Below are 17,774 nucleotides of genomic sequence, written 5' to 3'. Positions count from 1 at the left end.
ATGGGTCTGAGGTAGGGTTTGTACAAACTTACTATCCGGTTTGGTATCTTGGCTTGTGGGTGTAAGTATCGCTGTTTTTGCTGTTGATAAACCAGTTTAATGGTCTTAAATGTTTCAGCGTCTACCATACTTAATCCTTTCGCTTGAGTTTGATTGAGCAGGGATTGATAGGCTTCTATTCCTTTATCCAACAATTTTAGTAAAGCATTTTGCCTGCTTCTGGTTTTTCTATAGCTTTTCTTTCGCAGTTTGCTGTAAGAGATATATTTAGTCTTTTGGTCTTTAAACTTTGAGCGAGGTAATTTGATTCGATAAGTTTGACACAGGGTGGGAATCTGTTTTTCCCATAACCATTGACAAGATTCCCAAAGTAATTTCACATCTGTAGGGAAGCGAATATAAGACTCATAACAGGTAGCATCCATTAGTACTACTTGTTTATCAGGTATTTCCTGCTTCCAATTTGCAATAAGGGTTTGTTGTAAAACGCCTAAATCAATATGCTTTGCCAGGTAAGTTCGTGCATTAGAGACAAAAGCATTATCCCGAACCATTTGATTATCACACAATTGAATGCCACAAAACATTTGTATAGCCCAGTCAGTATTTAATCGCTCTAATAGCTTTTCATCACTCAGTTTCAGATAATGCTTCAGAAACATTAAACCAAAATATCCTCGTGGTGGTAAAATGGAAGGAGAACCAACTTTGGTTTTCTTTTTTGGAAGAAGATTGTCTAAAGCTACCCAATCTATGGTTTGATAAATCGCACCTAATTCTGTCTTATTCTTGAAAATGTGCAATCTGGAAAAATTTGGAGAATCCAAATCAAATAATGTACCTTGCATCTGTATTTTTAATTCTTAGCAGAAGAAAAATACGAAAAACCCCGAAATATGTCAAGTTCGTGCATATTCGGGGTTTATTTATTTGCTAAAATATTGCTAATCAAATCGTTACCCTATTAAAGGAGAGCCTAATTATTAATCTCAATATGACAGACCAATGGAGACGTATTGCAATGCGTCTCTACGAATAATAATAATAACTCTATCTTACAATTTTCTTTCTCTCTCCAGTTTCTCTGCTTTCACAAAGCTCTTTATTGCTGTTTCAATCATTGGGTCATCCTGGTAAATAATCTGATAGTATTCGTTATTCAGACCATTTTTTACACTCCGGTGCCAGATATGACGGGCAATAGCGGCCTTTAACTGAGACTTGATAAAGTCTTTCGAGTCGGCAAATTCTTTGGCAGTATAAGTAACGCCTGTCTGGTTTAGTCTTCTGTTCATGTCATTGAGCATGGCATCGCTCACAGTAAAGTCTTTCAGATAACTATCAAATGACTGTTTTGACAGGTTCTTACTATTTTCGTTAGCATAACTCATGGCATATTCACGAATGATGTTTCTGCCATACAATTCCATCAGATACTTGGTAATATGGCTTGTATCACGTGGCACAAAAATATCAGGCGTAACTCCACCACCACCATAAACCGTTCGGCCACCCATCGTTTTGAAACGCATCTTGGGGTTATTTTTGATACTATCGGCTACGAAATACTCGCCTGATTTCCCTCTGTCGTCTAATTCATGATCATAGTTTTCCAAATGCCCTTTTACATAAGGTTTCTGAATGCCTCTGCCACTTGGAATATAATAACGTGAAATGGTGAGACGTAACTCCGAACCGTCGGACAATTGAATCGGTTGTTGTACCAAGCCCTTGCCAAAAGTTCTACGACCAACTACCAAAGCCCTGTCATAGTCCTGTAATGCACCTGATACAATCTCTGATGCCGAAGCACTGCCTTCATCTACCAATACTACAATCGGACCTTTTTCAAACATTCCGTCAATGTGTGCATGAGATTTGCGGTTATTACGGGAGTCTTTTCCGTCAGTATAAACAATTACACCTTTACCTGCTACCAGTTCATCTACAATGTCGGTTGCTTTATCCATATATCCTCCGGGGTTTCCACGTAAATCTAAAAGCAATTGTTTCATGCCTTGTTTTTGTAGATTGGCCATGTGTTCCTTGAACTCGTCATAGGTAGTCTCTGTAAAACGATTAATTTTCAGATAACCTGTTTTTTTGTCGCTCATCAGGTAGGCGGCATCTATAGCATATTGAGGTATTTTATCGCGGGTAACCGAGAATTTCAATAAATCTTTGAAGCCTTTGCGTTTAATTTCCAGCTTTGCCACCGAGCCTCTTTTGCCTCTCAGGTTGGCAAAGATATTGGTGCTACTTGCTTCTTTTCCGGTCAGGTTATTATCATTGGCTTTAATAATGGCATCACCACTCTGGATACCTACTGCCTCTGATGGCCCCCCGGCCAATGGTGTAACCACATATACGGTATCGTTGAATACATTAAACTCAATACCAATACCGTCGAAACCGCTTTCGAGTTGCGAGCGAGCCAGTTCGGCATCTTGCGGCGGGAAATAATAGGTATGAGGGTCTAATTTTTCAAGCATTTTGGTGATTGAATAATCAACCAAACTATCGGTATTAACGCTATCTACATAACTTCTGTTAATATAGGAGAGAATTTCCCGGAACTTGCTTGAACTACGGGATACATCGCCCGCCGGACGACGACCTCCGAAAAAAGTTGCACCTATCAGAATACCCAATGCAAGGGTTGTACCTACAATGATAGGTGTCCGTACAGTGGCTTTACTATTCTGTATTTTGTTTTCTTCCACTTTAAAACACTTAAATTTATAATTGATATCTGTTTGTAAGATAAATATACTGATTATGTCAATAAATTGTTTTAAATCTTACATTAAAATGCGAATTTCCGGTTTAAACGGATTCTCTCTATTAACAGAAAATACGTCGAATAAATTTTATAGGGCTGAATTTTCCTGATATTTAATAAAATCTATAAGTGGATTTATGTCTGAATGTAGAAATTCAAAAACCTCACTTTCATATAGATTAGGCGTGAAAACTGGAGTTTCAATAGGAATCCACGTTTTAGTCGATAATCGGCTATTTTTTCTTATTATTAAACAAAGCTTTTCACATTCAATTGAAACTTCAAACTGTTTGGCACCTATTATATTTGTACAACTGTTATAGTAAATTTCCGTTTCTTCAAACCTCTTATCAAGTACCGTATTAAAATGAATTGATTTAACATTTACATAGAGCAAATAAGAATAATCTATAAAGTTATTTGATTTTGTTGGGTTTAATAGATGTTCAGCAACACCGACATTTATACATGGAATTATTACATGGTTATCAATTATATTAATAGCTCCCCTGAATCCTTCAGAGGTATTAATTTCATCTGATTCTTCGTAAAATAATTCGTATGATTTATTCATTTCCTTTTCAAAACACTATACTTTCCCTTTTGCAACTTTAACTATTTAGATAATTCTTTCGCTCTTCTTTCTGCGGCCAGGATACCATTGATTAATCCTTCCGGCAATTGGCTTTCTTCAAAAGTACGTAAGGCTGCCTCAGTAGTACCACCTTTTGAAGCTACGGCTTTTATCAAATCATCTAAGCTTTTTTCAGCATTATTAATCAGGTGATAAGAACCTAACATGGTTTGTTTTACCAATAGGCTTGCCATACCCTCATCAAAGCCCATTTGTTTTCCTGCTTCTATCATATGCTTTACCAGATAATAGAAATATGCCGGACCGCTACCGCTCAGTGCCGTTACGGCATCAATCATGCTTTCGTCTTCTAAATATACCGAGCGTCCAGTGGCATTAATCAGGTTTTCTACCTTACGGAGTTTATGAGCATCTACTTCCGGAGCGGCAGTAAATCCGGTAATACCCATACCCAACATAGCAGGTGTATTAGGCATAGCCCTTACGACTAATTTATGATTAAGTACCTCCTGAATCTTGCTCATAGGAATACCCGCCATAATAGACAATATAACCTGTTGTGGTTGGATAACTGCCGTCAATTCTTCTTGCAGAGAGGCAAAATCCTGTGGCTTTACCGAAAGAATAATTAGTTCGTAGTCGGCTATCTGGGCATTGATGGTACTTACTACTACACCCTCTTTAGCACTTTTAAGTGTTTCGCTACGCTCCTGACTTTTTTCAATTAATAAAAGGTCTTCTTTACGTACTAAATCATACTGCAAAAACGAACGGGCAAAAGCCATTCCCATATTTCCGCAGCCTATAATGGCAATTTTCATGAATTAACGTCTCCTTACCCTTTATCGGAGTATTTTTTGGTGAAAAATAGATTACCTTTATAGGGTAGAAAGGTAATTTTACAAATTTAGCGATGTTTATAGATAGTTAGTTCATCGCCTAACAAGTTTTGTTTTTCAGCTATATCAACATTTTTAGGAATAACGGGTGCAGCAATGCCTTGATAGAGTTGCTTAGGACTACGAAAAACCCTGATTTCATCAAAGAGGTTAGCTTCAATAAAACTCTGCAACAACGTTGTTCCACCTTCTACATAGACAGACTGTATTTTTCGTTTATACAATTCTTGTAGCGTATTTTCAATAAATGACTCCCCAAATGCCACTTTGATATATGTATTTTTATCCTCTGTTTTATCTGTCTGTTCGTTGAGTATCCATGTATCCTGCGTATTATCAAACAAGTTTAATGATGGGGATAATTGTAGTTTTCTGTCAACTATTATTCTTATCGGATTTTTAGCTCCTTGCCACTCTCTTACATTCAGTTTTGGGTTGTCGTAACGAGCGGTATTAGTGCCTACCATAATGGCGTCTTCTTCACTGCGCCATTTATGGGCTACTGTATGTGAGAGTGCATTGGTGATTTTTACAGGTGCATAGTTTTCTCCTGCAATAAAGCCGTCGGCGGTCTCAGCCCATTTCAAAATTACATAAGGACGTTGCTTTTCTACATAAGTAAAGAAGCGAGCATTAAGTGCGCTGCCTTTTTCAGCTAATAAACCTTGTACTACTTCAATCCCGGCATTTTTTAGTTTTGCAATTCCTTTTCCGGCTACCAACGGGAATGGGTCATCATTACAAATAATTACTTTTTTTACCTGATGCTTTACTAATAAATCGGCACAGGGAGGAGTTTTACCAAAATGAGAGCATGGTTCAAGCGTAACATAAACGGTTGATGCAGATAGCTTTGAGAGGTCTTTTACCGAATTGACAGCATTTACTTCAGCATGCCAACTACCATATTTCTGATGCCAGCCTTCTCCGATTATCTTATCATTATGTACAATTATACAGCCTACCATTGGGTTAGGGCTTACCTGACCCCTGCCAATTTCAGCTAATTGTAACGCCCGGAGCATATATTTTTCTTCCATTCTTAATTTCTTGCGTTAATTTTGCGGCAAATCACAAAGTTTATATTTTGAAAGATAACCTCACAAGCAAACAACTCTTCGACGCATTGTTACATCAAATTACGGTGTATGAAACACAGGAAGCAAAAGAAATTGTTTTTTGGTTATTAGAACATACCTTAGGGCTCAGGAAAATTGATATTCTGAGCAATCGACCTATCAATGACTCAAAAAACATTGACTGGGATTCGGTAGTTAACAGATTAAACAGTCATGAGCCGATTCAGTACATTTTAGGTGAAGCAATTTTTTATGGCAGAAGATTTCTGGTGAATGATTCAGTATTGATACCAAGACCCGAAACAGAAGAACTGGTAGCATATGTGTGTCAATGGGAGAAAAAAACACAGAAAACCGAAACTGAAAAAAAAGTTTTAGATATAGGCACAGGTAGCGGATGTATTGCTATTTCATTGGCAAAAGAATTAAACAATGCACAGGTTTTGGCCTATGATATTTCAGAAAATGCCCTGTCAACTGCACAGGAAAATGCAGACCTTAACGCAGCCGCTCATGTAACTTTTGAAAAGGTAGATATATTGCAATACTTGTCAGATAAGGTAAAAACCGAGCTTCGTTTTGATATTATCGTGAGTAATCCGCCTTATGTAACCAAGAAAGAAGCAACGCAAATGCGTAATAACGTACTGGATTTTGAGCCACATCTGGCGCTTTTTGTTGAGGACAATGACCCATTGATTTTTTATCAGGCTATTGCCCGTTTTGCTTCTCAGACATTGAAGAAAGATGGAATGGTAGTAGTAGAAATTAATGAAAATCTGGGGCAGGAAACGGCAGAAGTGTTTAGGATGGCAGGTTTTTCAGAGGCTGTTGTTATAAAGGATATTCATCAGAAAAATAGATTCGTTCGGGCTTCGTTTAGTAAAAAGATGAAAAAGGATTAAGTGTTTTTAAGGGATTTTCCTATCTTCACACTTTTTACACAAGATTGGCTCAATTTATTTGATTTTGGAAAACTGAATTTCTATAAAATCAAGGTATCTTATCATTTATTAATCCAACGATTTTGCTATAATCTTATCTAACAAATGGAAGGTTCGAGAATTTTACATAAAAAAATAAGAGAGGTTTTTTCAGAGACAAGTAAAGTAGTAATAGGACAAGAACGGTTAATTAATCGACTGTTGATTGGGCTTTTTACGGGCGGGCATATTCTGCTTGAAGGTGTACCCGGACTTGCTAAAACAAAAACAATTAATACCTTAGCCAAGGTATTAGATTTAGGTTTTAATCGTTTACAATTTACACCCGACCTGTTGCCTTCTGATTTGGTCGGAACGATGATATATAACCAGAAGTCTGGTGATTTTGAAGTAAAAAAAGGACCAATCTTTTCGAACCTGATTTTAGCTGATGAGGTAAACCGTGCCCCTGCCAAAGTACAGTCAGCTTTGTTAGAAGCAATGGCAGAAAAACAGGTAACTATCGGCGATGAAACTCATCAACTCGACCGCCCGTTCCTGGTAATGGCTACTCAGAATCCGGTAGAGCAGGAGGGAACCTACCCACTACCGGAAGCACAGGTTGACCGTTTTATGATGAAAGTTTTTGTAGATTATCTCGACAAAAACTCTGAATTGGAAATGGTACGTAAGATGGCCAATCTGAATTTCAATTATGTGCCCAAACCAATTTTAGACAGAGAAGAAATTTCAGCCATCAAGCAGGAAATAAACCGGATTACTATTTCTGAAATGCTGGAGCGATATATCATTGAATTGATTTTCTCTACCCGTCGCCCGGCTGAGTATGGTCTGAAAGACGAAGCCCGGTATATTCAGTTTGGCGTTTCGCCCCGTGCAGGTCTTTCCTTATACAATGCCGCAAAAGCGCTGGCTTATTTTGATGAAAGAGATTATGTACTACCCGAAGACATTAAGGCATTGGTACATGATGTATTTAACCATAGAATTATCTTAAACTACGAAGCAGAAGCAGATGGGATAACTACCCGTCAGGTGATAGATACTTTGTTGAAACGGGTGGCAATTGGGAGGTGATAATATTGAAGTCCGTAGAGACGCATTGTATGCACCTCTACAAATTTATAATCCTGCACCATCTTCCTGATACAATACCTGTACAACGGTCTGCCCAACGGCTTTTAAGGTATTCTTATCAATAATACTCATATTATCACCGTGTGTATGATGAAATGGACCAAAAGTACGATTACTATTTAATTCCTGATGCAGAATATCAACCATCGGAATTTTGGCTACTGTATTTACATATACGTGGTCGTCGGTAATCCCCCCGGCTTCTTGTTTAATAAAATACTGGCTATACCCCAAACGTTCGGCAATGTCCCATATCTGATTATTAATATTTCCGGCAAATTGCACCGACTGTGCCTCTTTCGGAAAAGTAGCCCCTTTTGCCCCTACCATATCTAACAGAATACCAAAATAGGCCGAATAATTAGGTTTGTGCAGATTGCTTGCCCAGTATTGCGAGCCCAGACACCAATATACTTTTTCCTGAGAAGGCTGCATATCATCTTTTTCACCCCAGTCTTCAGCATCGAAAAAGATAATGTCAACACCAATAGTTGGTTTTTGTTGGGTTGTATGAATGGTGCGTGCTACTTCTAATAATACCCCTACCCCACTTGCACCATCGTTGGCGCCATCAATGGCTTGTTCTTTTTTCACAGAATCTTTATCGGCAAACGGGCGGGAATCCCAGTGTGCTGCCAATAAAATTCTTTTGGTAGCCGATGGATTGTAAGTGCCTATAATATTGCGGGCATTCAAGGTTTTTCCATCAAATGTTACAGGTTTAAAAGGCTGCTCTATTACTTCAAAGCCATATTCTTTGAGTTTCTTTACTAACCAGTCGCCCCCTTTCACATGAGATGATGTATTAGGAACACGAGGCCCAAATTGTACTTGTTTATCGATAAAAGCATAAGCCGAATCAGCGTTAAAGGCAGGCGCATTGGCCAGTTTTATTTGTTCTGCTTCACTCTCGCCGGAGCTTGGCTTCTGTTTACACGAAACAACAATAGAGAGCGATAATAGTAAAATTACTAACCTATCATAGGGGAATCTTCTACTTTGAATTGTCTGTTTTTTAAACAAGTTCATCTTATTTATTAAATAATTCTATTGACTATAATCTGTAATCAGCCACAAAGGTATTCATTTTCAATGCAGCTATTAAAAGAAAATTAACTTGTCTGTTGTCAGACTTAAAGACTATTCTTATAAATCTCTGACTACAAGCAACTTATATATAATTTTACAGCACACTTATACCGTTTTGTTCTAAAATAACGTTGCCATATAGAATGTATTTCCGGAAGCACTTTTTTTCCTTAGTTTTGCATCTCAAAATATATTCGATATGACTATTGCAGAAGCACAGGCAGAAGTAGATAACTGGATTAAAACCATTGGTGTGAGGTATTTCAACGAGCTTACCAATATGGCTATGCTGATGGAAGAGGTGGGCGAGGTAGCACGCATTATGGCTCGCCGCTATGGCGAACAATCTGAAAAAGAATCGGATAAAGACAAAGATTTAGGAGATGAAATGGCCGATGTATTGTTTGTGCTGATATGCCTGGCCAATCAGACCAATATTGATTTAACAGAAGCACTTCGCAAAAACCTTGAAAAGAAAACAAAAAGAGATAAATTGCGACACCAAAACAACGAAAAACTAACCTAACCAATATGTAATATGTTTACGATACTTTCTCAAGCATTTAACCGAACTGCCCGAAACTTGAAAATGGTTCTGACAGTTTTTATCGTTAATATAGCCCTTGGTTTAATCTTAGCTGTTCCCCTTTATAATGTACTGCAAGTAGAAGCTGACAGTTCTATCGAATTTAACAGACTGATTAACGGGTTCGACCTGACCGTTATCATTGATTTTTTAAATAAAAGTGGTAAATCACTGCCTCCTTTCTGGCTGTTGGGTTTTGTGTTATCGCTTATATATTTAGTGCTGAATATATTTTTTGCAGGGGGTATTCTTTCACAGTTTGCTTTAAGAGGGACTTTCAGAATAAGTGAATTTCTTAAAAACTCTATGCAATATTTCGGCAGGTTCTTTCTCGTATTTCTTATAGAAGCGGTTGCACTTGTAGGCGTTTGTATTGTTGCTTTTATCCTTTTGGGCGTTTCTCTGATTGCCTCCGGCGATAGCACCGAGCCTGTGCAAATGGCATGGCTTACGCCATCATTATTGGTTTCTGGTTTTTTGTTTACCGTTGTGCTCAATATCGGTAATTATGCGAAAGTCATTTTATTCAAAAATCTTTCTTTAAATGCCTGGCTGGGTTTCTGGAAAGCCACCAGTTATATTTTCCAGAATTTCAAAACCATGCGTATTTACTGGGCTATTCTTGTGGTAGCAGTCATATTGGTACTGGTATATCTGTTTCTTGAATCAGCCATTGGCATGAACTCCGCATTGAAGATTTTTGTCATGTTTATTGTGCAGCAAGCCTTTGTTTTCGGAAGGGTCTTTATGAAAATGTGGATGCTTAGTGGTGCGTTTGAATACCTTACTTTAAAACCCGTGCCAATCCCTCCATCGCCTGTATTGGTAGTTTCTGGTTCAACCGAAACAGCAGATAATACCTCAAACAAACTTTCTGAGTAAAGAAAGTGTTATTTCATTAACTACAGGATTGTACAAAAATCTGTGCCATTTGATGCAACTATGCAAATAATGGTGCTTTTTTATTTTAAACAAATGGAAGAAGAACTAATCATAAACCGGGTAAGCAAGAGCGGCCTGATTACGCTTGACTTAGAGGATTTTTATCATAAAGGCGACCGGATAGTATATGATATTAAAGACAACTTATATATGGGTCTGATTCTGCGTGAAAAAGATTTTCGTGAGTTTCTGAAAACCCATAACTGGGCTTACTACACCAATAAAAATGTTGCTATTACCTGTACCGAAGAAGCAATTATCCCTACATGGGCTTATATGCTGTTAGCGATACACTTAGAGCCGTATGCCAATATGGTTGTATTTGGCACACTTGACGAACTGGAGACTAAACTCTATGACGTTGCCATTACTAAAATTGATTTTAAGGAATATACCAGTGCCAAAGTAGTAGTAAAAGGCTGTAGCAAAGTAGCAGTACCCACCTCTGCCTACGTTGAAATCGCACGTCGTTTAAAACCTTATGCCCAAAGCATTATGTTTGGTGAGCCTTGCAGCACAGTTCCTTTGTATAAGAAGCCGAAAGTATAGCATTTTCCTCACCTCACCCCGTGAGGCATCCGTTATAAATCTCCCTTTCTTGCAAGAGAGGGAGATTTTTTTAGCCCCTCTCCAGTTGGAGAGGAGTTGGGGCGGCCGCCGCGCAGTGAGGATTTTTTTCGTAACTTGCGCTCCGTTTTCATTTAGTGTCATAAATACCAGTATTTTAGATTTTGACGATTTAGAAAATCGTCCGTAAAAAATTATGTCTGTTCGTGTAAGATTTGCTCCGAGTCCGACAGGTCCGCTTCATATAGGTGGAGTTCGTACGGCTTTGTATAATTATTTGTTTGCTCAGAAAATGGGCGGTAAAATGTTGCTTCGCATAGAAGACACAGACCAGAACCGCTTTGTACCCGGAGCAGAAGAGTATATTTTAGAAGCCCTGAACTGGATAGGAATTAAAATAGATGAAGGACAAGGTGTAGGCGGCCCGGAATCTTCTTACCGTCAGTCGGAGCGAAAAGAAATCTATCGGAGATATGCCGACCAGTTACTGCAGGATGGCAAAGCATATATTGCTTTTGATACAGCCGAAGAACTGGAAGAGATGCGTAAACGCCTCGAAGACGCAAAAATAGATAATCCGTCTTACAATGCGGTTACGAGAATGCAGATGAAAAACTCTCTGACGCTATCGAAAGAAGAAGTAACTGAAAGAATTGCCAATGGAGACCCTCATGTGATACGCTTGAAAGTACCCCTGAAAGAAGAAATCCGTTTCAAAGATATTATCCGTGACTGGGTTGTAGTACATTCTTCAACGATTGATGATAAAGTATTGCTGAAATCAGATGGTATGCCAACTTATCACCTCGCTAATATTGTTGACGACCATCTGATGGGAATTACCCATGTGATTCGTGGAGAAGAATGGTTACCATCGGCACCTTTGCATATTTTGTTATACAGAGCCTTTGGCTGGAAAGCACCGGAATTTGCGCACTTGCCACTCCTGTTAAAACCGGAAGGCAATGGTAAACTTAACAAACGTGATGGTTTGTTAGGCAATTTCCCTGTGTTTCCGTTAAAATGGACAGACCCTTTTTCAGGCGAACAAGCCCGAGGTTTCCGTGAAGATGGCTATTTCCCAGAAGCACTGGTGAATTTCCTCGCCTTTTTAGGTTGGAATCCCGGCACTGAACAGGAAATTTTCTCTATGAGTGAATTGGTTGAATCTTTCAGTTTAGAGAAAATACATAAGGCAGGTGCCCGATTTATGGTTGATAAAGCCAAGTGGTTCAACCAGTATTATCTGAAAGAAAAATCAGAAGAGGAATTAGCCGCCTTGATTCAGCTTCCGGCTGGCGCCCCTGCTGACATTGCCCCTAAATTAGTTCGCCTGATGAAAGACCGTGTTACTTTTCCGCAAGAAATAGTAACCGAAGTACCTTTCATTTTTGAAGCACCTGCTACTTATGATGAGGAGATTGTAAAAAGCAAATGGAACGATGATGCCCGCAAGGCAATGGGAGCTATTAAAGAAGCTATTCAGGGCATGAGTGATGAAAACTTTGTGGCACAGTCTATTCATGATACTATTTTCCCTGCCCTTGAAGCCGCAGGGCTCAAACCAGGTAAGGTGATGCAGGCTTTCCGCTTGTCTATTACAGGGGTAGGCAAAGGCCCTGACCTGATGCTTACCTTGGAGATTTTAGGTAAAGCAGAAGTAATCAAAAGAATCGAAAAGGCAACAGAAGTCTTAGCGTAAATAATGCGACTCTACCTCGTGTGTTTCTCTGTGAACTAAAGCAATCAGGAGAAACACACGGTAGGCCACCGAACTGATGCGTACCACTGCAAAATCGTACTCATAAGGTGAAATTGAGTGCCTTAAAAAATTAGCTCCACTTGAAATTATCAACATCCCCATTGACATAGTAATATAGAATTGGCTTTTTTCAGAGAACGGGGCATAGGCTGATAAAATACTTAAAAACATCATCTGTATGATGTAAAACCCAAATAAGATAACCGGAATCCATTGCTGAGTGGGAAGAGCAACAAAAAAGAAAAATAGAACCGGGATAATAACATAGGGAACTAATATTTTATGAAAAGTCTTTCTCTTAGTAGAAAAATCAAATTTAGCTCCTTCTCTTATAAATATTGCAATAATTAATTGCTGGCTTAACATTAATAAGGCAAATTCTATTACCTTGCCTGTGATAGAATTATTGATATAGGCCGGTAATGGAGAAAACATCAGTATAAAACATGCCCAAACAAAAAGTTTATCAGTCAGATTGATTGAGGCATTTTGTTTTCGCTCCTGATAATACCAGTTGGCAAGATATCCATATATTAATACCCTCGCAGGGTAAGAAACAAACTTGTTGAAGCTATAATAGAGTACTAACTCGGTTATACTTAACAAGAGAATTACAATAATTTTTTTCATAATAGGTTAGTCTTATATTGCACAACAAATTAATTACGGTTTAATAATTTTAAAACTATGGCCAAAAAGAAATCAGACGAAAAATCGCCAGCCGAAAACCCTCGTGTACACAAAGATTTGAATGGTTTTGATATCAAAATCAACTCTTTTGGTGAAATCCAGATGAGCTTTGAAATTGATAAAATCAACAGTTTTTTAAATAATACGGTGGATGATAAAAAACTTCGCAATCGGAAAAAAGACAGCGAAAAATAAGGTCAGACTAATTTGGGAAGAAATTCCTCTCTTTTCATACGATTCAGTAAACCAAAAATAATAAGTATCCGACCAAGATTGGCCGTTATTCTTACTATGCCATAGTCAAACTCATAAGCTGCCACATATACCCGATGAACACTTGCGCCACTGGCAAATAAAATAAAAAACATTCCTAAAGATATATAGAGCTTACTTTTTTCAGGAAAAGGCAGATAGGCCGATAGAACGGCCATGTACATAACCTGAATGAGGTAAATAAAGGTAATGAGTAAAATATCTGGTTTTAGGACCGGAAAAACTACAAACAAAAAATACGTAAGCGGAAAAACTACACAAGGTATAAATACTTTAAAAATAGTATTGAAATTAGTACGAAGCCTGATTTTTGCTCCTTCTAAATGATAGATTCTGATTAATAGCTGATAACTAACCAAAAGTAATACTGCTTCTAAAAGTGTGCCCCAGGTAAAACCAAATACATAAATCGGGATTGGCGTAATGGCCGGAATAAGACAAGAAATGAGAAATAGTTTATCTGTCTGGTTAAGTGAGCCTTTTCTTTCGGAATAATACCAGTAAGCCATCAATAAATGAATACCTCCTCTGAAAGGATAAGCAAGTGTTGAGTCGATTTTATAGAAAATAGTAAGCTCAACAACAAGCAGTAAAGTAATTACGGCAACTTTTATCATGGTAGGTTCGGTGAGTACGCAAAGCAATTGAGCTTATTTATTAAAGAAATAACTCAATACAATTCTTGTTTAGCTTAGGTTAACTATTACGCCTTATTAGCTTTTAATAAGAAAAATCTCTCCAAATTTGGAAAAATAATAATAAAAAAGAAAGAAAAACAATTAAAAAATGCAGATTTTAATCTAAAAATGAGTAATTATACTTGCTTACAATGTAAGTAAAGAACACCGACAACAGGATTATTCTGCAAGGGTAATGATTTGTTGTTGATAAGTCTGTTGCAAAGCCTTCAGGCAATTGATACACAAACAAGTGTCATAATGTTGATTAATAAAGGCGGTCTGTTCTTTCGTTAGAGAAATGGCACTACACTGACAAACACCAATCTCATGGGCTTTGCAGACAAAAGACTGATGACAACGAGGACAAATATCGGGGGAATGTGTAGGTACCTGCTCAGGCATATCAGTTAATTTCTTTTTCTATGGCAATATAATGAGTTACCTCGCCTTTTGCGTTCTGAATCGGAAAAATCTTAATACTACACCAGTAAGATTCTCCATTTTTGCGATAGTTTAAGATTTTGGTTTCAATGTTTTCCAGTTTAGCCAGTTTCTCTCTGATTAACGCTTTTATCTGAGGATTCGTTTTTTTACCTTGCAGAAATGAAGGGATCTTCCCGGTAGCTTCTTCTGAACCGTAGCCGGTCATAGCCTCAAAACTATGGCTTACCCAGACTATCTCCTGCGCAAGATTTGTAATAACAATAGTATGGTTTTCTGCAATTAGTTTTTTAAAGTTAATAGTTGACTCCCAGTTATAGGTAAGTCTAAGGCTTTCAACTTGTTCAATATCATGATGTATCTGAACATGTTTTTCTAACAAGGGATTAGCGATATCCCAACATAGTAATGATACTTTTACAGGTCTTTCTTTTTCTTCCTGATAAGCAAAGGCAGGTATATCTAACATAATGATTCATTTTTTCAAGGACTACCATTTGTTTAATACAAATGTTTAGAAATTTTTCAGGTTCAGGTATTATCTGTTCCCGAACCAACACTCATATCTATCCTGATTCATAAAAAGACAGGAAATTTTAGTAGATTTGCACCCGTTTTCAAATAAAAAATCATGCTTTACCCGCAAAACATAGAACAAAAAATAGGGTTTGATAAAATTCGTGAACTCATTGCTGAACAATGCGTGAGTTCGCTTGGACGAGCTTTTGTTGAAAAAATACGTTTTTCTGATGACTATAAACTCATTAACCGATTAATCAGACAAGTAGCAGAGTTTAAACTAATTCTGCAAACCGAGTCGGGTTTTCCGGAGCAGAACTATATAGATGTAAGCGACGCACTGGCACGTGCGGCAATTGAAGGCGCATTTATAGGCGAAGAACAGTTTTTTGAAATCAAACTTTCGCTTCGCACCATTCAGCAGATTATCCATTTCTTCAAAACAAAAGAAGAAATGATTTATCCTGAACTAAAAACATTGACCGCCAATTCATTGCCTGTTTCAGAGAATGACGGTTGGGGTGGGGTGATATCGCAGATAGACCGGATTATCGATGAAAGAGGCAAAGTAAGAGATTCTGCATCGCCAGAGTTAGCCGATATTCGCCGCAGACTAATAGCCGAACAAAGCGATTTAAGAAAAACCCTCGAACGCATTCTGCGCACAGCCCGTAACAGCGGATGGATAGGAGACGAAATGTCATTAACTATTCGTGATGGAAGAATGGTGATTCCTATTTTGTCAGAACACAAACGCAAGTTAAAGGGCTTTGTGCATGATGAATCGGCTACGGGCCAGATGGCTTTTGTGGAACCTGCCGAAGTACTGGAAGCCAATAATGAAATAAGAGAACTGGAAGCCCGTGAACGCCGGGAAATAGTGAAGATTCTTGAAAAACTGACCGCATTTCTACGTCCGCATGTTCCGGCACTACGCAAGGCGTATCTGTTTTTAGGCTTGATTGACTTTATCAGAGCCAAAGCTAAATTTGCCTTATCTATCAATGCTACCGCTCCTCTATTGGTTGAGCATCAGGCTTTAGAATGGTACAGAGCAACACACCCTTTGTTGTATCTGGCACATCAGAAACAAAACAAAGCCATTGTGCCTCTTGGCATTAAGCTCGACCCCGAGAACAGAATAGTATTGGTATCAGGCCCAAATGCCGGAGGTAAATCGGTTATGCTCAAAACCATTGGTTTGGTGCAATACATGGCGCAATGTGGGCTATTAGTGCCTGCATCGCCTGATTCCAAAGTGGGTATATTCAAGAATATCTTTATTGATATTGGTGATGAACAAAGTATTGAAAATGACCTAAGTACATATAGTTCGCACCTGACGAACATGAAGCACTTTGTTAATTTCTCTAATAAATTTACTTTATTTCTGATTGATGAATTTGGTACAGGTACAGAACCCAGCCTGGGTGGTGCCATTGCCGAGTCTATTTTAGAGCAATTGTTGCGCTCAAAAGCTTATGGCGTTATTAATACACACTATACCAATCTGAAAGTATTTGCCAATAAAAACAGTGGTACTATCAACGGGGCGATGAAATTTGATGCAGAGCATCTGGAACCTATGTATGAATTAGAGATTGGTAAACCGGGTAGTTCTTTTGCCTTGGAAGTAGCCCAGAAAATTGGCTTGCCTAAACAGGTTGTTGACAATGCTAAACGTAAATTAGGTACTCAGCAGATTGATTTCGAGAAACTGATTAAAGAATTAGAGATTGAAAGAAAAGTCTTTGCTGACAGAAACAAGGAGTTTTTGGAGAAAAACCAGCAACTGAAAAATACCCTGGAGCAATACAATGGTTTGAAGAGTTTCCTTGAAATAGAAAAGAAGAAAATTCTGAATGATGCTAAAGCACAGGCCAAAGAATTGCTGAAAGAGACTAACCGGAAAATTGAAATTACTATTAAAGACATAAAAGAAGGTAAAGCTGATAAAGACCTTACCAAACTGATTCGTCAGGAATTGCAAGAGTTTGAAACTAACGAGTTGAAGCTTGAAAAAGTAGAAGAGCAAAAACCTGTATCGGAAGAATGGGAGACAGAAAAAGGCGAAATAACCATAGGTAGTTTTGTGAGAATTAAAGGGCAGGCTACTATTGGTGAAGTGCTCTCTATGAAAGGCAAAGATGCCGAAATTGCGATTGGTGAATTAAAAACCAATGTAAAACTCAACCGTCTGGAGAAAATGAGCCGTAAGGAATTCAGAGAGGCGGTGAAGGAGAGTATCAAACCGAAAATGGCAGGCATTGATTTGAACGAAAAGATGGTAAATTTCAGCTTCAATCTTGATTTGAGAGGTAAGCGTGGTGAGGAAGCCTTAGGAGCAGTAGACAGTCTGATGAATGATGCAATCATGTTGGGATACCCCGAATTAAGAATCATTCACGGAAAAGGTGATGGTATTTTAAGAAATCTGATTCGCCAGCACCTGCGCAGTTATAAACAGGTAGCAGGCATGAGCGACGAACACGCCGACCGGGGTGGGCAAGGGGTAACGATTGTAAGAATGAAATAAACAAAATGGCAGTAACGGAGGAGACTGTAAATTAAACTGTGTCAAGGTAAAATTTAGTTAAAATGTTAATTTTACTTTAAACACAGTTTTTTTTATGGAAGAGAAAGAAGAATTTGATTTTGAAGAGTTCAAAAAGCAAGCAATTGCCGGCATGTATGCTGGTAAACCTTTTAGTGGAGAGAAAGGGATTTTTGCGCCATTGATGAATCGGATCGCCGAAGCGACATTTTCTGGAAGCAGCTTTAGCGGGGGA

18 protein-coding genes are annotated in these 17,774 nt (G+C 38.2%); 8 read left to right on the top strand and 10 right to left on the bottom strand.

The annotated features are described in order from the left end of the window. The 5 genes from EWM59_RS26285 to ribD form a co-directional block, all read right to left on the bottom strand. A partial coding sequence (locus tag EWM59_RS26285) for a transposase (RefSeq protein WP_130022580.1) occupies positions 1–848 on the bottom strand: 848 nt, incomplete at its 3' end. A 207-nt stretch (positions 849–1,055) separates the two neighbouring features. Beyond that, complete coding sequence (locus tag EWM59_RS26280; protein ID WP_130024200.1) at positions 1,056–2,723, bottom strand: S41 family peptidase; 1,668 nt, start codon at positions 2,721–2,723, stop codon at positions 1,056–1,058. 147 nt (positions 2,724–2,870) lie between these two features. After that, positions 2,871–3,356 (bottom strand): hypothetical protein, encoded by a 486-nt coding sequence (locus EWM59_RS26275; protein WP_130024199.1) that lies wholly within the window; start codon positions 3,354–3,356, stop codon positions 2,871–2,873. Positions 3,357–3,397: 41 nt separating this feature from the next. Then, positions 3,398–4,198 (bottom strand): pyrroline-5-carboxylate reductase, encoded by an 801-nt coding sequence (gene proC, locus EWM59_RS26270; RefSeq protein WP_130024198.1) that lies wholly within the window; start codon positions 4,196–4,198, stop codon positions 3,398–3,400. An 86-nt stretch (positions 4,199–4,284) separates the two neighbouring features. After that, the gene (gene ribD / locus EWM59_RS26265; RefSeq protein ID WP_130024197.1) at positions 4,285–5,316 is read right to left on the bottom strand and encodes a bifunctional diaminohydroxyphosphoribosylaminopyrimidine deaminase/5-amino-6-(5-phosphoribosylamino)uracil reductase RibD; all 1,032 of its coding nucleotides are present in this window, start codon (positions 5,314–5,316) and stop codon (positions 4,285–4,287) included. Between the two features lie 47 nt (positions 5,317–5,363). On the opposite strand from ribD, the gene prmC reads away from it, so the two are divergent. Both prmC and EWM59_RS26255 read left to right on the top strand, forming a co-directional pair. Then, positions 5,364–6,260 carry a peptide chain release factor N(5)-glutamine methyltransferase gene (gene prmC, locus EWM59_RS26260; RefSeq protein ID WP_130024196.1) on the top strand — a complete coding sequence of 299 codons (897 nt, stop codon included), beginning with the start codon at positions 5,364–5,366 and terminating at the stop codon, positions 6,258–6,260. Positions 6,261–6,404: 144 nt separating this feature from the next. Beyond that, positions 6,405–7,376 (top strand): AAA family ATPase, encoded by a 972-nt coding sequence (locus tag EWM59_RS26255; RefSeq protein WP_130024195.1) that lies wholly within the window; start codon positions 6,405–6,407, stop codon positions 7,374–7,376. Between the two features lie 45 nt (positions 7,377–7,421). Here the strand turns inward: EWM59_RS26255 and EWM59_RS26250 are convergent, their stop codons facing one another. Further along, on the bottom strand, positions 7,422–8,465 hold the full coding sequence (locus EWM59_RS26250) for a M28 family peptidase (RefSeq protein ID WP_130024194.1): 1,044 nt from the start codon (positions 8,463–8,465) through the stop codon (positions 7,422–7,424). A 259-nt stretch (positions 8,466–8,724) separates the two neighbouring features. Here EWM59_RS26250 and EWM59_RS26245 point away from each other — a divergent pair, with 259 nt between their 5' ends. The 4 genes from EWM59_RS26245 to gltX all read left to right on the top strand — a co-directional run bounded on the left by EWM59_RS26245 (position 8,725) and on the right by gltX (position 12,322). Beyond that, the gene (locus tag EWM59_RS26245) at positions 8,725–9,051 is read left to right on the top strand and encodes a nucleotide pyrophosphohydrolase (protein WP_130024193.1); all 327 of its coding nucleotides are present in this window, start codon (positions 8,725–8,727) and stop codon (positions 9,049–9,051) included. Between the two features lie 12 nt (positions 9,052–9,063). Beyond that, the gene (locus EWM59_RS26240) at positions 9,064–9,993 is read left to right on the top strand and encodes a hypothetical protein (RefSeq protein ID WP_130024192.1); all 930 of its coding nucleotides are present in this window, start codon (positions 9,064–9,066) and stop codon (positions 9,991–9,993) included. A gap of 93 nt (positions 9,994–10,086) precedes the next feature. Next, on the top strand, positions 10,087–10,602 hold the full coding sequence (locus EWM59_RS26235) for a DUF2480 family protein (RefSeq protein ID WP_130024191.1): 516 nt from the start codon (positions 10,087–10,089) through the stop codon (positions 10,600–10,602). 214 nt (positions 10,603–10,816) lie between these two features. Further along, the gene (gltX, locus tag EWM59_RS26230; RefSeq protein ID WP_130024190.1) at positions 10,817–12,322 is read left to right on the top strand and encodes a glutamate--tRNA ligase; all 1,506 of its coding nucleotides are present in this window, start codon (positions 10,817–10,819) and stop codon (positions 12,320–12,322) included. Here the strand turns inward: gltX and EWM59_RS26225 are convergent. Continuing rightward, positions 12,314–13,012 carry a hypothetical protein gene (locus EWM59_RS26225; RefSeq protein WP_130024189.1) on the bottom strand — a complete coding sequence of 233 codons (699 nt, stop codon included), beginning with the start codon at positions 13,010–13,012 and terminating at the stop codon, positions 12,314–12,316. The two genes, gltX and EWM59_RS26225, sit on opposite strands and share 9 nt — an antisense overlap. Positions 13,013–13,069: 57 nt before the next feature. Here EWM59_RS26225 and EWM59_RS26220 point away from each other — a divergent pair, with 57 nt between their 5' ends. Beyond that, complete coding sequence (locus EWM59_RS26220; RefSeq protein ID WP_130024188.1) at positions 13,070–13,267, top strand: hypothetical protein; 198 nt, start codon at positions 13,070–13,072, stop codon at positions 13,265–13,267. Positions 13,268–13,269: 2 nt separating this feature from the next. On the opposite strand, the gene EWM59_RS26215 is transcribed toward EWM59_RS26220, so the two are convergent. The 3 genes from EWM59_RS26215 to EWM59_RS26205 form a co-directional block, all read right to left on the bottom strand. Beyond that, entirely contained in the window at positions 13,270–13,962 is a 693-nt protein-coding gene (locus EWM59_RS26215) for a hypothetical protein (protein WP_130024187.1), read from the bottom strand. A gap of 240 nt (positions 13,963–14,202) precedes the next feature. After that, positions 14,203–14,427 carry a cysteine-rich CWC family protein gene (locus EWM59_RS26210; protein WP_130024186.1) on the bottom strand — a complete coding sequence of 75 codons (225 nt, stop codon included), beginning with the start codon at positions 14,425–14,427 and terminating at the stop codon, positions 14,203–14,205. A gap of 1 nt (position 14,428) precedes the next feature. Further along, entirely contained in the window at positions 14,429–14,935 is a 507-nt protein-coding gene (locus EWM59_RS26205) for a PAS domain-containing protein (RefSeq protein ID WP_130024185.1), read from the bottom strand. A 162-nt stretch (positions 14,936–15,097) separates the two neighbouring features. On the opposite strand from EWM59_RS26205, the gene EWM59_RS26200 reads away from it, so the two are divergent. Next, positions 15,098–17,521 carry an endonuclease MutS2 gene (locus tag EWM59_RS26200; RefSeq protein WP_130024184.1) on the top strand — a complete coding sequence of 808 codons (2,424 nt, stop codon included), beginning with the start codon at positions 15,098–15,100 and terminating at the stop codon, positions 17,519–17,521. The last annotated feature ends 253 nt before the right edge of the window (positions 17,522–17,774 follow it).

The sequence above is a fragment of the Emticicia agri genome (assembly GCF_004168285.1).
Lineage (GTDB): Bacteria > Bacteroidota > Bacteroidia > Cytophagales > Spirosomataceae > Emticicia > Emticicia agri.
The sequence above is the reverse complement of the archived record's forward strand: the minus strand, read 5'-3'. Positions and strand labels throughout refer to the sequence as shown.

Coding starts and splice junctions, on each gene's coding strand:
- EWM59_RS26275 (WP_130024199.1), bottom strand. CDS start 3,356: ATGAATAAATCATACGAATTATTTTACGAAGAATCAGATGAAATTAAT.
- proC (WP_130024198.1), bottom strand. CDS start 4,198: ATGAAAATTGCCATTATAGGCTGCGGAAATATGGGAATGGCTTTTGCC.
- ribD (WP_130024197.1), bottom strand. CDS start 5,316: ATGGAAGAAAAATATATGCTCCGGGCGTTACAATTAGCTGAAATTGGC.
- EWM59_RS26255 (WP_130024195.1), top strand. CDS start 6,405: ATGGAAGGTTCGAGAATTTTACATAAAAAAATAAGAGAGGTTTTTTCA.
- EWM59_RS26250 (WP_130024194.1), bottom strand. CDS start 8,465: ATGAACTTGTTTAAAAAACAGACAATTCAAAGTAGAAGATTCCCCTAT.
- EWM59_RS26245 (WP_130024193.1), top strand. CDS start 8,725: ATGACTATTGCAGAAGCACAGGCAGAAGTAGATAACTGGATTAAAACC.
- EWM59_RS26240 (WP_130024192.1), top strand. CDS start 9,064: ATGTTTACGATACTTTCTCAAGCATTTAACCGAACTGCCCGAAACTTG.
- EWM59_RS26235 (WP_130024191.1), top strand. CDS start 10,087: ATGGAAGAAGAACTAATCATAAACCGGGTAAGCAAGAGCGGCCTGATT.
- gltX (WP_130024190.1), top strand. CDS start 10,817: ATGTCTGTTCGTGTAAGATTTGCTCCGAGTCCGACAGGTCCGCTTCAT.
- EWM59_RS26225 (WP_130024189.1), bottom strand. CDS start 13,012: ATGAAAAAAATTATTGTAATTCTCTTGTTAAGTATAACCGAGTTAGTA.
- EWM59_RS26220 (WP_130024188.1), top strand. CDS start 13,070: ATGGCCAAAAAGAAATCAGACGAAAAATCGCCAGCCGAAAACCCTCGT.
- EWM59_RS26215 (WP_130024187.1), bottom strand. CDS start 13,962: ATGATAAAAGTTGCCGTAATTACTTTACTGCTTGTTGTTGAGCTTACT.
- EWM59_RS26210 (WP_130024186.1), bottom strand. CDS start 14,427: ATGCCTGAGCAGGTACCTACACATTCCCCCGATATTTGTCCTCGTTGT.
- EWM59_RS26205 (WP_130024185.1), bottom strand. CDS start 14,935: ATGTTAGATATACCTGCCTTTGCTTATCAGGAAGAAAAAGAAAGACCT.
- EWM59_RS26200 (WP_130024184.1), top strand. CDS start 15,098: ATGCTTTACCCGCAAAACATAGAACAAAAAATAGGGTTTGATAAAATT.